The organism is Halomicronema sp. CCY15110 (assembly GCF_016888165.1).
Lineage (GTDB): Bacteria > Cyanobacteriota > Cyanobacteriia > Phormidesmidales > Phormidesmidaceae > Halomicronema.
In genome coordinates this window covers 1-14,665 of sequence record NZ_JACSWC010000423.1, presented here as the reverse complement: position 1 = coordinate 14,665, position 14,665 = coordinate 1, and the positions used below count along the sequence as shown (strand labels likewise).

Genomic DNA, 14,665 nt, shown 5'->3' with positions numbered 1-14,665 from the left:
ACCCAGCAGTTGTCTAACCATAAAAGCCACCAGAGTTCTCCATGCAGTTGTCATTAGGCCGTGGTAACTACCGCCGCTGCGGCCTGCTGGCGTTTAATCCAGATGTTGTAAGGCAGGGCAGTGATGGCCCCGACCACCATATAGGCAATGATGGTGGGAATCGATTGGGGGGCACCATTGGCCGCCAGCAAAAATATCGCTAGCCCCGCGTTACGAGCAATCACCCCAGTCGCGATGGACGAACGATTTCCCAGGTCTGGCCCGCCGAGCAGATGGCCACAGGCCAATCCCCACAGCACCACCGGGGGAATCACGGCAAACCCGCGCCACGGCACCGTCGGCAGTAAGACCCAGCTAAGACCGAGCAAGAACACCACCAGCACGATAAATAGCGTGTTGGCTACGGTGGTGAGCAGGTCCCCAATATTGGCGGCGGCCGTGCCCCCGAAGCGACGCACCGCGAGCCCCAAGCCCAACGGTAAAAACTGCACGGTTAACACCTGTTTGGCAATGATGAGGAAGTCGCTACTGGCCTCAACGTTGGCAAACATAGCCGTGAAGATGAGCAATGTCAGCGGTGTCATCACCACCGCTAGGGCCGCTAAGGTTGCCTGCAAGCTGGTGGCGATCGCCACATTGCCCCCGGCCATACTAGCCCGTGTGGTTAACAGCGGGGCTCCCGGCGCAGAGGCCAACACCACCAATCCCAGGCCCACGGGTAATGCCGCCGCCGTGCCCTGCAATAAGACGTAGCCGATCACGCTAGCCCCGATGGGAAACAAGATCAACGCCGCGAAGAGAGCCCGAACGAGCAATTGCGGTTGCCGCCACAGTTGGACCATGTCCGACAGTTCTGTTTGGACGCCTAAGGTCAGCATGAGCAGGAAAATCGTTAAGGCAGCTAAGGTCTGCAACACCTGACTATCGAGGGTAAACACTTCGCCTAACGTCACCCCGCTGATGACCAATGGAATAAAGGCGGCCAATCCCAAAAACAGCAGCACCACCGCCACCACCAACCCCTGTGACCACCCTGGCATGTATTCAAACTCTTCGGTTTCAATATTTTTGAGAATGCGCCAGTGGTTAATGATCGCTGCCACCAGGGTAAATAACCCCAACGACATTAAACTTAGCCCGAGGATCCGCTCTTCCGTCAGCACGTTGATGCCGCTGCTGGTTGCGGTTTGATCCAGATATTTGAACAAGCGATCGATGCCAAAGCCAAAGCTGATCATGGACAGGGCCGTGCGAATCCACGCCATCAGAGTGCGTTCTGCGGCGGCGCGTGTCCGTTCTCGGGCCAAGGCCGTACGAATCTCGGCGAGGTCGTTCCGCTCGCTGGCTAAGTCGGTGCGCTGAATCGACAGGCCGGTGCGCTTTTCGGCCATTTCGGTACGTTGTTCTGCCAGGCCCGTACGCTGCTGAGCCATTTCGGTGCGCTGCATGGCGAGTTCATTGTTGCTGGGCGGCTGGGATGGCGTGGGCTCATGCGAAGCCGGAGTTTGGTTAGGTTCAGTCATAGTGATCGCAAGAAGACTCTAGAAAATGAATGATGTTCGGTCAGAAGCCAAGAAATCAGAGCCAGTAGTGGCCTGTCAGCAGTGCTGATTTCAGCGCAGTAACGGACTGAGCAGCACACTGAGAAAGGCTAAACCGCCAATCACGGCTAGGGCATAGGCGACGATCAAAGCGGGCGATCGCCGCGATACGTACACTAAGTCATTGCGTTGAATGCGCTGTAGCTGGTGACGATGATCGATCGCGGCATAAAGCATGGCGAAGGTGCCTAAGGCGACAAAGGCGAGTCCCAAGAGGCGCGTCAGGCGTGCTGGGTTCACGGCGTCGCCTAAAGCCTGTTGAATCGCCGCGACGATACTGTCAATACCAAAGCCGAAACCAATCAGCGCCAGAGCGGTGCGAATCCAAGCCATTAGCGTCCGCTCTTCAGCCGCGCGATTCCGCTCCTTGGCGAGTTCAGTCCCCGGGTTCGGCACGTGAGGGGTAGAATTTACATCACTCATAACAGCAATATTTTTGTTAAACAATAAACGAACACTGAACGAAGCGCGGAGAATACACCCAAGTATCGGCATCGTCACCAGTAGGAGAGACTAGCCCCGTGAGCTCTGATCAACCCCCCAAGCTGTTTGGCACCAACAACGAGTTGGCCAAAGAACGAAACCGTGCGGCGGCAGAACGCACCATGAATGCCTGGATCGGCCAATCGCTCACGCTGATTGGCTTTGGGGTCGCCATTGATCGCGTTTATCAAGGGGTACGCCAACAGCTGCCGGACACGGATCCATTGCAGCGAGAAGCGCTGACTCATACCATCAGCCTTGCGTTCATTGCACTGGGCACGGCGCTGCTGGCATTGGCATTGGTTCAGCACCGCTTGGAAGTTAAATCGCTGGAGCGCGAAGACTATGTTCTGCAGTCGGTGTCGCGGCTGAATCACTTTGTTGTCCTGGGGGTAATCCTGAGTGGGATCTTGGGATTGGTGGTCATCACCTTGCTTTTGTAGGCAGACTGATCAGGCAGACTGATCGCATGGCTCATTAGTCGGACAGTACACTGGGGGGAGTGATTAACCGTAACCGTATGCCTCAGGCGGCAAGTCAATACACGGGCGTTCGCAATAGCCGTAGAAGCGTCAATAAACCAGCCACCAGAATAATCCACCCGGTAACGCCCCCAAGCGACCAGCGCGGCGTGAAATAGTACTCTGGCTGTTGCAGACGTTTGAGCTCGCCTCGATAATCGTGGGCCGCAAAGACGAGGGTAATGACGCCGACCCCCACCATCAAAACGCTTAGCAGGTAGATCCAATAGCCGAGGTACGACACAATCGGCACAAAAATGCTGGAAACTTGATTGATCCCTACGCCAATGCTGATCAGAGTGACGCTACTGCGAATAAATGACAGCAGCGAGCGATCGGCGGCAATGCGATTACGCTCGCGAGCCAGTTCCGGCTGGGGATTGGGAGGGTATGGATTTTGCATGGTCATTCACTCTCAGGCCCATTCGCTAACAAACTTTGATAATTATGCTTTCGAGCCTGCTCTCGCAGTTCTACTTGGGTCTCCATTTCTTTATTCAGGAAGTAGTTTAAAAAGGTCCGAATCACCGCAATCACGGCGAGCCGAGTCAGTTCTTCACGCCCCGGAGAAATGGTGGTCGTGAGAACATCGGCCCCGAGCTGAAATTCCAATGCCATCGCCAGCCAGAGGCCAAATCTGAGGCGCACTTGCAGGAAGGGAAACGGGACACCTTGGCGACGCCGCAGGAGCTTGATGACCAATTGAGCCGTGGTCAAAATGCCAATAAATATGCAGAGAATGGCGATCGCCTCTAGCAAGACCTGGCCCACCTCGGCTAGGACAAAGAAAAACTCCTCAATATGTATTAACCACGCCATCTGGTCGTCTTGTCCATAAATTACAAATGTTCTTGCGTTCTACGTCGATCCGGTACCGGTTTCCAGTGCTGCCGCTAACGCTTGGACGGTTTCCAGCGATCGCCCGGTGGTTTCAATCCGTAAGACAAAGGTAAGCAACGCCGCGACCAAACAACATCCCGAAAGTGCAATTAATAGCCACGGCACCCCCAAAGATTGCCGCAAAATCGGTAACCCGAAAGTCCCAAGTACCGCCCCCGCCTTCGCAAAAGCAGCGGCAAACCCCGCCCCCGTTGCGCGGAGCGACGTGGGAAACACCTCCCCCGACAGCAAAAAGGTGGTGGCATTCGGCCCCGCATTCATCAATAAGTTGAATATCAGAAAGCCGCTGAGCACTAGCCCAATTTCGCCCCGACTGCCTGGCGGGAGCAGACTCGAGGAGGCGAGAATCCCTAACCCCACCGCCATGCCCACAAAGCCAATGATTTGGAGCCGAATGCGGCCCAGTTTTTCAACCAGGAGCAGTGCCCCGATGAATCCCAGAATCAGGAACAGATCAACGATTGCCGATCCGGTCGCCGAGTCGATTTCTCGCCTGAGGAAATCGGGCTCGCTCGCAAAGGCCAACAGACCGATGATGGCGGGGGTAAAGATGCCCACCCCGTAGGTGGCAATGTCTTGCAAAAACCAGGGTACCGAGGCCAACAGCGTACTGCGACGATGCTGGGCATTCAATAATTCGCCAAAGGTGGGACGCTCCGTGGCGATGGGGGGTTCTAGCTCTGGGGTGATCGAGATGGGGGCTTCGAGCAGTTGCGTGGCGGCGGTGGCGGCTTCGGTATATTCGCCTCGACTGATGTAATAGCGGGGGCTTTCGAGACTGAAACTGAGCCGGACGATCGCCACCGCCACCGCCAGCAAGACCCCCACCCCGAGCATCCATCGCCAGGCATATTGAATGGCGAACTGGTCGGTATCGGGATAGAGCACTTTAAAGATCGACAGGGTAACGACCCCGGTCAAGGCACCGAGGAGCGCGCCGACGGCCTGAAATGTAAAGGCCCCAATCACCATGCGACCGCGAAACCGAGCGGGCACATTCTCCGTGATGTAAGACACGCTGATGGGGTAATCAGCCCCGATACCGACGCCGACCAAAAAGCGGAAGGCAATCAGCGACGTGGCATCCCAGGCCAGAGCGGTGCCAGTGGTGGCAATGACAAAAATCGCCACGTCGACGATCAGCATCAGCTGTCGTCCTACCCGGTCGGTGATTGGCCCCAACGTGAGGGAACCGACGAGGGACCCCGCGATCGCTGCCGTCGCCACCGCCCCAATCGCCGCCGCCTCCAGTCCAAAATCCTGCCGCAGGAGCGGAATCGCCACCCCAATGATAAAAAAGTCAAAGCCATCCAGGGCGATCAGTCCCGCTGACAGCAGCCAGAGCCACCACATGGTGCGGGTAATGGGCGAGGTATCCAGGCGTTCTTCAAAGGAGATGGGGGAAGCTGTACTTGTCATCTCGCTTCCTCCTCCGTAGCTGAGACCGATTCCTCGCTGTCAAATCGCAGCAGACGCGTGCTAGCAGCGATCGCCAAAATTGAGAGGGGAATGACCAAATAAGTCCATTCCAGGCTCCGGAATGACAGGCGCTCTAGCAGACCTTTTACAAAAATCACCGTCAACAGCACCACCAACAGTTCCAGCAAGGTTTTTTTGAGCGTACCGATACTACTGACCCGCAGCCAGGAAGGCTCATCGGGCGTTTTGTATCCGAGTTGAATAAATAGGGAGTAGATGCCGTAGGCAAAGTATAAAAACGCCAACCCCACCAGGAAATCATCCAGGCATTCTAAAAGTTCAATCGTCGCGAGTTCCGTCGGATCAATCCGGCTCCCTTCTAGAACTGGCTCTTCCATGCCTAGCACCAATAAGACGGCCTGGAGGGTGTTGGTTGTGCCAATCCAAAACATCACGAGTGAACCGAGTAAGGAAGACAACACGGCCAAGACGCTAATTAAACGGGTTAACTTAATGACCTGGGCAATTCTGGGCATGATGCTGGCAGTACCAGGAGCAGTCGGGTCGGTCATGATCTCTCTGTTCTCAAAAGACACGAATATTGCCGGTGATTTGAGCGTCGTAACTCTATTGCCCCCGGAGCAACAGTTTCAGCACCAGGATCTCAAGCTCCAAGGCAAACAGAATAAATTGAATGCCCAAGGCAAACTGCATGACCCCCAAGGAAAATCCCAGGATTCTGAGCGTCACCGGCCGCACGAATTTAATGATGGGAACCGCGGCGAGCATGGAGACCAAATTCAGGGCCATTACTAACAGCAACAGCAGAATCAGGGTGGTCGGGCTGAACCCCAGATTGGTGGAGAGCACCATCAACATCAGGGCGATTGCGATGCCGAAGGGGGGCAAAATGGCCGGAAAGGCCAGCGGCGTCATGGCTAAATGCAGCCCCGGCGTATCGTAGGCGGTCGTAGCCGATTCGCCCACGGCGTATTGGGCCAAAATCAGCCGGAGGGCCACCAGGGAGAGCAAAATGCCCCCGGCAATCATCAACGCCGGTAATTGAATTTGCCAAATCCGCAGCAGGTTTTGCCCGATCAGGACGACGACCAACGCCATAAAGCTGGCCATGGCGGTGCTGCGCCAGGCCAGTTGTCGCTTGAGGGTTCGGTCGGCCTGGCAAGTCACCTGGAGAAAGGTCGGAATCACTTTGAGCGGCCCCAAGGTCACAAAGAAAATAATAAAGAGATTGAAGCTGCCAAACTGCTCGGCAAAATTTTCTTGGGCGACTTCTTCCGCGATCACCCACATGTTAGGCCGTAGTGGGGTGACGCCGTCTTGCACCAACATCGGAACATCCGCGATCTCGGCCAAGGCGGTAGTCGCCATCATGGCCACGAGCATCGCGGCTACCCCCACAATGATGACCGGTCGTGAGGGCTGCTTGGGCCGACTCCAGCGGCTGAGTACCCGGGTCGACCTGGCATCCGCCGTGATAGCGGGAGCAATCTGGTGACGGCTTTTACTCATACTTTCAATCCTTAACAAGATACGAACAGGCCATTTGGCACGCTGACGGTCGTTCCGGGAGTTGGAGAGTGCGGGCGCGGAAAAGCCGCGCCGGCAAGATGTCTGCACTGCATGGATGACGCTCCCTAAGTCTCGGCCCTCGCTTGGGCGGCGATCGTTTCTTCAATCGCGGCCATGATGCTATCGGCCTGATCTAGAGCATCGGCAACCAGGTCTGGCGCGAGTAGCCCCCCGGCGACCAGGGCCAGGATGGCTGTTTCGATTTCGGTGTCGTCCACCACGCCTGCCGCGATCAACGTGCGGAGCGTTTCCGCCGCCATGGCCGAGGTCGCCAACTCGTCGGCCATCAACGCTTCGGCTTCGGCTGCTGCTTCGGTAAAGGCCAGGGCGTCGAGCACAGCCGCGCCTTTCAGGGCTTCGGTGGTGGCGATGACCTGCTCGGCTTCGGCGATCGCCGCCAGTTCACTTCCCACCATGAGCACGGCCTCGCGGGTGAGAATGCCCTGGGCCAGCAGCTGTCCCCCGGCCTCGCGGACAGCAGCGGCTAACCCCCCCGCCCAGCGATGTTCAAACAGCACGAGCGCCAAGGCGGAGTCCGGCGGCATTTGCGCCACCACGCCGCGAATCTCATCTAACGAGAGGCCATACCCATGATCCACCGAGGTGCCGTTCATCTCAGCGGCGCGACTATCGCCCAGGCCCAGTAGCGGACTGAGCACCTCGCCATAGTCAGCCAGGTCGGCGGCCTCGACGTCGGTGTCGGTCATGACGGTGACATCGCCCGTGGCGTCCCGATAGATAAAGAGCAAGTCAATCAGGCGAATGACGCCCCGCCCGCGCACGGCATCCAGTTCTGCCAAGATCTCGCCTTTGAAGGTGGGGTTATCAAAGGCGATCGCGGCCAGTTGTAACGGTCCAATATTCATGTCGCAAGCTTCCGTTGAAAGTCAGTAACAAATGATGAGGCGGTGGCTTTAGGCATGGGCCATCAGGTCAATCGTGACCGTAATGGCCAACACCAACGGGGCATCAAAGGCGCTCTCTAGCTCGACGCCATAGGTGTCTCGGATCCGAAACCATTTTTTGGAAATCACGGCGATTGGCCGCCGCTCGCCTTTTTTCCGAATCGAGTATTCGTGTTGCAGGATATTGCCCTGGGCGATCAAATCCTCGCCACCGGGGATGTTGATTTGCCAGCGATCGCGGAGGGGCGTAATGAGGGCGTTGTGAACGACCGCCGCGCGATCGCCATTGGGCCGCTTAATCACCATCGTTTCGCGAATATCGATCAACTTGGCTTTGATGGTGTAAAGCTCACGGCCCTGCATGTCTTCAAAGATTAGAGTTTGCCGCACCCGCAGGAGTTTGCCATCGACTTTAACGACTTTTTCGTTGCGCTCATTCGTGATGAAAAAGTCATCGCCAAAGCTAAACAACCGTTCCCGCATCTTGAAGCGGGTGCCAATACGTTGAGCCGCCGACTGCTGCAAATTTTGCAAGGCGGCGCGGCGATCGTTCCCGGCTAAGTCCGCCACTGGAGGTTGAGGTGTAGCGCCCACGTTGCCCCCTTGCAGGAGGCCACCGTTGCGGGCCGCTCGTCGTTTCATCATGGTTGGTCTCCTAATAGGTCAAAAAAATAGATGTGGAATGATGTGGCGATCGCGCGGCCACAATTCTGCGTCCAAGCCATCGAACCAAGAAATGAGCCTAATCAAAAACGTAGGACAGCCCTAGAAACAAGCCCTGAGTTCGCAAATCTAGTTCACTGTCGGCGAAGCGTCCTTCTCGCTGCCAGTTGTAGTCAGTCAGACGATAGGCCGGACGAATGGAGAAATTGGGAAAGATGCGCCAATCCAAGCCCACCGAGATTTTATAGAGCAAATCAGGACTGTTCCCCACACCAAAGCCACCAATTTCGCCAGCGGTAATGAGTTTCGTACGGCTGTTAAAGAGCCATTCGGCTCGCAAGCGTACAGCGGGGGCGAGCCAATCTGGCCCTAGCGTGACGTCCGGTAGGTTGTTGAAATCAGCCTCAATGTCAAAGTCGATGTATTCTGCGCCCCCGATTAGATCAACATTCACGGCTGGAAAGACTTCATCCTGCGGTTGGGAGTCGGCTGGCTCAGGGGCTAAGGCAAACCGACCAATGCGCCAAGCCAAGGCAGCCTGGGCTCTCACATAAGAAGTTCTCAGACGGACCGAAGTGGCGATCGCCCGGTCTTCGGCACTGACCCCCACTAGCACCCGTGACCCCAAGTCGGCGTAGTAGCCCCCTAACAGCACTCCGAAATTGTTGTACCAGACCTCGGCTTCCCCCCCGAGCGCAAACAAGTCTTCCAGCTCAAAGCCAGAATCGAACGACAAATCGATGCCACCACTGTCGTCTCCATCATCGTTGTCCCCATCATTGCCGTCAAAATCGATTTCGGTATCAAAGCCAAAATCGCCCTGCACTCTAAAGGGCAACTCCACAAACGGTCTGATTTCAAAGCGCCATGGGCTGTTATCCCCAAATTCGTCGACATCACCATTGAGACTCACCGGCGCTTCTACTGGGTTGGCGTCTGGGGATGGCAAAGTCTCGTCAGTCAGCGGGCTAGCCATGGGCTCTAGCTGTTCAATCCCGGCTAGCCCCATGGCCCGCTGGTCAAAGTCACCTTCGCCACCCAGGCCAACTGACTCTGACACCGGACGATAATTTGGCATCGAGGCGGCATCAGTCACTAGATTGGCCGACATGCTAGGCGGCGCTTGGTTCAGGCTGGCGAGGCTAACTGGCTGATTAATCGAAGACATTGTTCCCACAGGAACCCGTAGCTTGACGCTTGCTACCGGAGCATCGACATCAGCCGCAACGGTTCTGATGGGTGAGTTCTGCGCAATACCCGGTTGATGGGGAATCGGACGGGCGAATTCTGGCAATGTCGCTTTTTCGAAGCGCTCCGTGGCCCCAGTTGCCGGATGGAAAACAGACTGTGAAGTGTGCTGTGCTGCCAACTCTGGGCCATCAGATAGCGACCAGTGAACCTTAGCGGTGGGCTCTGTCGCGATCGCGGCACTCGAAAAAACGCCGAGCCCCAATATCGACAGCGCCGTAATTTTACTCGGTACTGAGTAAGGGGTTGGTTGCGGGGGTAAGTCAGACATATCAACCATATTTTATCCTTGGAGTTCTTGAGTTAACTGCCCAGACGGTCTTTAAGATCAATGCGCCGAAGGGTTTTGGGCTGACATCACAGCAACCGACATGCCTGGAACTCAAGGGTCTAAATGAACTCGGAAAAACAATATTTATTTAGGCGCGATCGCCAGCAATCTGTTGCTTCTAAGCACGTCGGCCCAGCTCCCCGGCCAGCGGCATCAGAATCACGAGCATTAACACCGCCCCGACTAAAATCATGGTCAAGACATTGGGATCGTCGCCAAAGTTGCCCGTAGCCACCACCATGGCGGCCGCAATATTGCGCTGTGCAGTGCCCAGCCCCAGCACCGGTCGAGTGCCTGCCGTGGGCCCCAACCAGTAGCCGAGGGCCAGTGAAATCAAGATAAATAGAATGGCGACAATCATGGCCCCGCTACCGATCGCCCCAACCATGGTGTCAAAGTTCAGCACCAGCATTAACACCAACACCGCGAGCAAGCTGACTGTCGAAGCTTGAGCCATATGGGGTTGCAGAGAGCTGGCGATCTCGGCATAGCGAGCTTTGATCACGAGGCCGATTGCCAACGGCAACAACATCAAAATAATGAGTGATCGGGCAATCTCCAGAGGATTGACCGAAACTCCTGGCAGCAATAGCGGCAACACCACTGGCACATACACGACGGTAACGACCATCAGCAGCACCATCAGCCCCACGCTAAAGGCGACATCGGCCTTGGCTGCCTGCGCCAGTTTCGGCAAAAAGGGCGCGCCAGCAGCCGTGGCCAGCAACATTAAACCAATACCCAAAGACGGCTCTAGCGGTATGACCGTTTTCAACCCAAAAGCCACCAGCGGCACCAGCACAAAATTGACGCCCAGGGCTCGCGCCACCAGGTTGACATTGGCGAGGGGAGCCAGAATCAGCTTGACCGTCAGGCTCAATCCCAGCGCCAACATGCTGCTGATCACAAAGATCAACGTCGCCAGATTTGCTAACACAGCGATGATTTCAGTCATTAGTCTGTGGTTAAATGCTCCACTTTAGAGCGACGGCCAGAGGTTTCCGCTGCCTTGATTAAGGGGCTCTTGAAACCTAGATTTATCGCCATGACTCGCGGCATGAAATAGTTGGCGATCGCACCGCTTAATTAACGCGAGTGCGATCGCCGACCACCGGCTGGATGCGCTAGCTACTAGGCGACTTCTGTAGCTGCTCTAGGGCATCGTCAATCGTGAAGCTGGCCGCCTTTTGACGCGGTGGATAGTCTTTGAACGTGGCCAAAAACTGACCCACAAACTTCTGTGCTGGCAGCAATAGGTACACATGATCCACATACCAATCCCAATAGGTATTGGAGGTAATGGTGGCCTTCTCATAAGGATCCGTGCGGAGGTTGTACAACCAGGGGATGCGCGTGGCGACAAACGGCTCACCCCACAGCGCTAGAGTGCCCGCTTCCCGTTGCTGCGCAAAATGCACCTTCCAGTTGTCATAGCGCATTGCCAACAGGTCACCGTCATCCGAGAAATAGAAATACTCATCACGAGGCGCTTCGGTGGTTTCCCCCGTGAGGTAGGGCAGCCAGTTATAGCCGTCTAAATGCACCTTAAACCGCTTGCCGTTAGCTTTATAGCCGGTCAGCAATTGCTCTTTCACATCCGGAGCACCGGCGGCGGCCAAAAAGGTCGGTAGCCAGTCCAGGTGTGACATAAAGTCGTTAGACACGCTGCCGGCTTCAATGTGCCCCGGCCAACGCACCATAAAGGGCACGCGGAAAGCGCCTTCCCAACCCGTATCCTTTTCGCCCCGAAAGGGGGTCATGGCGGCATCGGGCCAGGTATTCATGTGCGGTCCGTTGTCGGTGCTGTAAATGACGATGGTGTTGTCCGTAATGCCCGCCTCGTCAAGGGCATCCAACACCTGACCCACGTTTTTGTCATGATCGATCATGGTGTCGTGGTAAGGCGACTGCCAACGCCCCGACTGCCCCACACTTTCAGGTTTGGGGTGGGTGCGGAAGTGCATGTGGGTAAAGTTCGTCCACAAGAAGAAGGGCTCGTCCGTTGCGGCCTGCTGTTTGACATATGCAGCGGCGCGATCGGCGATGTCGTCATCAATGGTTTCCATCCGCTTTTTGGTCAGCGGGCCAGTATCTTCGATGCGGCCATCGGCAAAGCTATGAATCACACCCCGGGGGCCAAAGTTTTTGGCAAAGTTGGGAAATTCTTCGGGGTCGGGATAATCCGGCAGTTCCGGCTCTTCTTCCGCATTCAGGTGATAGAGGTTGCCGTAAAACTCATCAAAACCATGGTTGGTCGGCAAAAACTCATCTTTATCACCCAGGTGATTTTTGCCAAACTGCGCCGTGGCGTAGCCCTGCTCTTTCAACAGTTCCGCAATCGTCGGATCTTCGGCTCTGAGGCCTAAGTCTGCCCCTGGCAAGCCGACTTTGCTCAACCCCGTACGAAAAACGCTTTGGCCGGTGATAAAGGCCGAACGGCCAGCGGTGCAGCTTTGTTCGGCGTAGTAGTCGGTAAATAGCATGCCCTCATCGGCCACGCGATCGATGTTGGGGGTGCGGAAGCCCATAAGCCCTTTGGTGTAAGCGCTGACATCGCTCTGGCCGATGTCGTCACCCCAAATGACAACGATGTTGGGTTTATCGGTTGAGGCCGTGGCCGCTTTGGCCTGCCCATAGGATGAATAGCTGGCCGCGATCGCAGCGCGGCCCCAGGGCACGTTGCCCACGAAGAGGAACGTGACTGTGATCGCGATCGCGATCGTTTTTTTAAACCAAGTCCGAAGCTGATTCGGACAACGTAGAGAATGCAACATAGAACTTTGAGACGCAGGTAACAACGCAATTTGGTAGGACAAGAGCCCTAGAAACATAGCATAGATATTGTTTGGCAAGGCATTCTTGTCGTCCATATTTCGCTACAAGAGTTGTCTTATTTCAGGCTGTTTTCTGACGCCAAACAACCGCTGCGCACTATTTTTCCTAATGACTGATGAATCGCTGTAAAGCCCCTAGCCATGAGGCTTGACAGTTCAGCATGCTTTTTTTAAACGCTTTGGCGGTGGTGGAATGGATTAACCGGGTGTTAACAAATAAGGTGTTTAGATCCCGAAAGTGCAACTTTCTGAAGCTATGCTTGGTTGTCGTCAGCAATAAGATGGCAACTGTGTGAAAAGTGCAAGTTTTAAAGGTGTAAGGTCTTAATATATTGTGATGTCCGATCGAGAAATTGGCGGGCTCTAATCAGCGCACAGAAAGTTAGTCGCTTTCGCATTATTCTTTGGTCGGCGTGCAATGTCTTCAATTACACCAAGTCCCCCCCTGCAAACCCAGTGCTTCCGAGATGCTGACCTCTGTAGCTCAATGTTTCGCAAATGGGGAGCACAATTTCGGCAATTGCACCCCAAACCTTTTCAAGGTGTGGTCTCTAGGCTGCAACTAGAGGGGCTCTCGATTGGGCGGCTAGTCACTAACTGCACGGTCGAAATTGTTGGGGAGAAACCGCGAGACTCATTGGCGTTTGGGCTGGTGCTTCACCAACAGGACTCTTCTCACTTTGCCCATGGGACACCGTTAAACACGAACTGTCTCTTCGGGTTTGACCCCCAGCGAGAGGCCAACCTGGTCAGCTCGGCTGCCGGTTTGTCGGTGGTGTTGGTGGAAGTGAATAAATCGCTGTTGCAATTGTTCGCTAACCAATTGGGACATCATGAGCTTGACGATGCTTTCTTCCGACAAAATATTGTCACCGCATGGCCTACCCATATAGACGCCTACAGCAGTTATCTCAGGCAAGTAATTTTCTTGATGGATCATCATCCCCAGATACTGCAGTCTCCGGATCTGCTGCGATTGATTCAAGGAGATTTGCTGCCCCTGTTGTGTAATGCGCTGAGTCAACCCCAGCAAGCCCCAAGGCCCCTACGGCGAGCCGAAATCGTTGCCCAGGCGCAAGACTACATGATCGCCAACCTCCATCGCCCGATGACTTTGGCTGAGTTGAGTATCGCGGTACATGCCAGTCGGCGATCGCTCATCTACGGCTTTCAAGATATTTTTGGCATGGGGCCGATGGCCTACCTCAAGCAGCAGCGCCTCAACGGGGTGCGCCAAGCCCTGTTGGCTGCCGATCCTGAGCATGCAACTGTCGCTAATATTGCCCATGCCTGGGGGTTTTATAGTCTGGGGCACTTTGCCCACGAATATAGATGCTTATTTAGTGAAGCTCCGTCAGCTACCTTGCGGCATACAACCTGACCGCTTGAAACCTTGACGCTCTGGGCAATCGAGCGACGTTTATGTCAAGGTGCGGCGGCAAGAGAAAAGTCCCTAGGCTGGTTCAGGACCCATACCTAGCCCCTAACCAGTTGAGCGGGCGCGGCGGCCCGGATAGCGTGGATGAGTTGAAGAGCGACCAACAGGTATTGATGATCGCTGTGGACTTTTTCACCACTCCCCCGGTCAGCACCTGATCGTAAACGATGAAAAAGGGCTGTTTGGGCAAGTCGTGCAGGAGTGGTAAGAATTCAAGGTAAGTTTGAGCTTCTTGAAAGTTGACTAAGGCCATATCTACTGCCTCCGATTGAGGGCATTAACTTTTCGAGTTGAGGCAGCGGTGATGGACGACGATACTCAGGCTTGGACATCACTCAAAGCTTCGATTTCCATATAAACTGCCTCAAAGTCATGGAGAACCTGCTGGTTGGTAAACCGGAGAACTTGTAAACCATAGCTTTCTGATATTAGAGTTCTCCTCTCGTCATAGGCTTGAGCCATTTCAACGAAATGGCTATCTCCCTTTACCTCAATGACTAATTTGAGGCTATGACAATAGAAATCAACGATGAAATGATGGATTGGGTGTTGTCTTAAGACACGGTGTTTATAGGGTTTTAAGACATTGATAAGTGGGCAGGCACAATTATTTCGTAGACGGGTTTCGACTCTGCTCAACCCTCAACTGTCTGCCAGGGAGGAAACCTAGCTGATTGAGCGGAGTCGAAATCAGCGACTGGTTCGACTGATTCGACGTTTAATTCGGCCCAG

At 55.0% G+C, this 14,665-nt stretch carries 16 protein-coding genes; 2 read left to right on the top strand and 14 right to left on the bottom strand.

Annotated features, from left to right (window positions below):
- Window positions 1-53 precede the first annotated feature (53 nt).
- On the bottom strand, window positions 54-1,523 hold the full coding sequence (locus JUK32_RS22980; RefSeq protein WP_204141208.1) for a DUF202 domain-containing protein: 1,470 nt from the start codon (window positions 1,521-1,523) through the stop codon (window positions 54-56).
- Between the two features lie 90 nt (window positions 1,524-1,613).
- Complete coding sequence (locus tag JUK32_RS22975) at window positions 1,614-2,024, bottom strand: YidH family protein (protein ID WP_204141207.1); 411 nt, start codon at window positions 2,022-2,024, stop codon at window positions 1,614-1,616.
- Between the two features lie 98 nt (window positions 2,025-2,122).
- Between JUK32_RS22975 and JUK32_RS22970 the strand changes: the two genes are divergently transcribed.
- Complete coding sequence (locus tag JUK32_RS22970; RefSeq protein ID WP_204141206.1) at window positions 2,123-2,527, top strand: DUF202 domain-containing protein; 405 nt, start codon at window positions 2,123-2,125, stop codon at window positions 2,525-2,527.
- A 94-nt stretch (window positions 2,528-2,621) separates the two neighbouring features.
- Here JUK32_RS22970 and JUK32_RS22965 read toward each other — a convergent pair whose 3' ends face one another.
- From JUK32_RS22965 to JUK32_RS22920, 10 genes are all read right to left on the bottom strand, one after another.
- The gene (locus tag JUK32_RS22965) at window positions 2,622-3,008 is read right to left on the bottom strand and encodes a YidH family protein (protein ID WP_204141205.1); all 387 of its coding nucleotides are present in this window, start codon (window positions 3,006-3,008) and stop codon (window positions 2,622-2,624) included.
- A gap of 2 nt (window positions 3,009-3,010) precedes the next feature.
- Window positions 3,011-3,424: a DUF1622 domain-containing protein gene (locus tag JUK32_RS22960; RefSeq protein WP_204141204.1), complete on the bottom strand. Its 414-nt coding sequence runs from the start codon at window positions 3,422-3,424 to the stop codon at window positions 3,011-3,013.
- A gap of 39 nt (window positions 3,425-3,463) precedes the next feature.
- Complete coding sequence (locus JUK32_RS22955) at window positions 3,464-4,924, bottom strand: MFS transporter (RefSeq protein ID WP_204141203.1); 1,461 nt, start codon at window positions 4,922-4,924, stop codon at window positions 3,464-3,466.
- Window positions 4,921-5,496 carry a YqhA family protein gene (locus JUK32_RS22950; protein ID WP_204141202.1) on the bottom strand — a complete coding sequence of 192 codons (576 nt, stop codon included), beginning with the start codon at window positions 5,494-5,496 and terminating at the stop codon, window positions 4,921-4,923. Before JUK32_RS22950 ends, JUK32_RS22955 begins: the two co-directional genes overlap by 4 nt.
- Before the next feature lie 55 nt (window positions 5,497-5,551).
- Window positions 5,552-6,454 (bottom strand): MarC family protein, encoded by a 903-nt coding sequence (locus tag JUK32_RS22945; protein ID WP_204141201.1) that lies wholly within the window; start codon window positions 6,452-6,454, stop codon window positions 5,552-5,554.
- Window positions 6,455-6,579: 125 nt separating this feature from the next.
- Window positions 6,580-7,380, bottom strand: a complete 801-nt coding sequence (locus JUK32_RS22940) for a hypothetical protein (protein ID WP_204141200.1) — start codon at window positions 7,378-7,380, stop codon at window positions 6,580-6,582.
- Window positions 7,381-7,428: 48 nt separating this feature from the next.
- Window positions 7,429-8,064 carry an LURP-one-related/scramblase family protein gene (locus tag JUK32_RS22935; RefSeq protein ID WP_204141199.1) on the bottom strand — a complete coding sequence of 212 codons (636 nt, stop codon included), beginning with the start codon at window positions 8,062-8,064 and terminating at the stop codon, window positions 7,429-7,431.
- A 97-nt stretch (window positions 8,065-8,161) separates the two neighbouring features.
- A complete protein-coding gene (locus tag JUK32_RS22930; RefSeq protein WP_204141198.1) occupies window positions 8,162-9,610 on the bottom strand; it encodes an outer membrane protein in 1,449 nt (482 codons plus the stop codon).
- 169 nt (window positions 9,611-9,779) lie between these two features.
- Window positions 9,780-10,616, bottom strand: coding sequence for a bile acid:sodium symporter family protein (locus JUK32_RS22925; RefSeq protein WP_204141197.1), 837 nt, complete (start codon window positions 10,614-10,616; stop codon window positions 9,780-9,782).
- 169 nt (window positions 10,617-10,785) lie between these two features.
- On the bottom strand, window positions 10,786-12,435 hold the full coding sequence (locus JUK32_RS22920; protein ID WP_204141196.1) for an arylsulfatase: 1,650 nt from the start codon (window positions 12,433-12,435) through the stop codon (window positions 10,786-10,788).
- A gap of 547 nt (window positions 12,436-12,982) precedes the next feature.
- Here JUK32_RS22920 and JUK32_RS22915 point away from each other — a divergent pair.
- Complete coding sequence (locus tag JUK32_RS22915) at window positions 12,983-13,876, top strand: helix-turn-helix domain-containing protein (protein WP_204141195.1); 894 nt, start codon at window positions 12,983-12,985, stop codon at window positions 13,874-13,876.
- A gap of 82 nt (window positions 13,877-13,958) precedes the next feature.
- Here JUK32_RS22915 and JUK32_RS22910 read toward each other — a convergent pair whose 3' ends face one another.
- Both JUK32_RS22910 and JUK32_RS22905 read right to left on the bottom strand, forming a co-directional pair.
- Window positions 13,959-14,186: a hypothetical protein gene (locus JUK32_RS22910; protein WP_204141194.1), complete on the bottom strand. Its 228-nt coding sequence runs from the start codon at window positions 14,184-14,186 to the stop codon at window positions 13,959-13,961.
- Between the two features lie 65 nt (window positions 14,187-14,251).
- Entirely contained in the window at window positions 14,252-14,572 is a 321-nt protein-coding gene (locus tag JUK32_RS22905; RefSeq protein ID WP_204141193.1) for an endonuclease domain-containing protein, read from the bottom strand.
- Window positions 14,573-14,665: the final 93 nt, after the last annotated feature.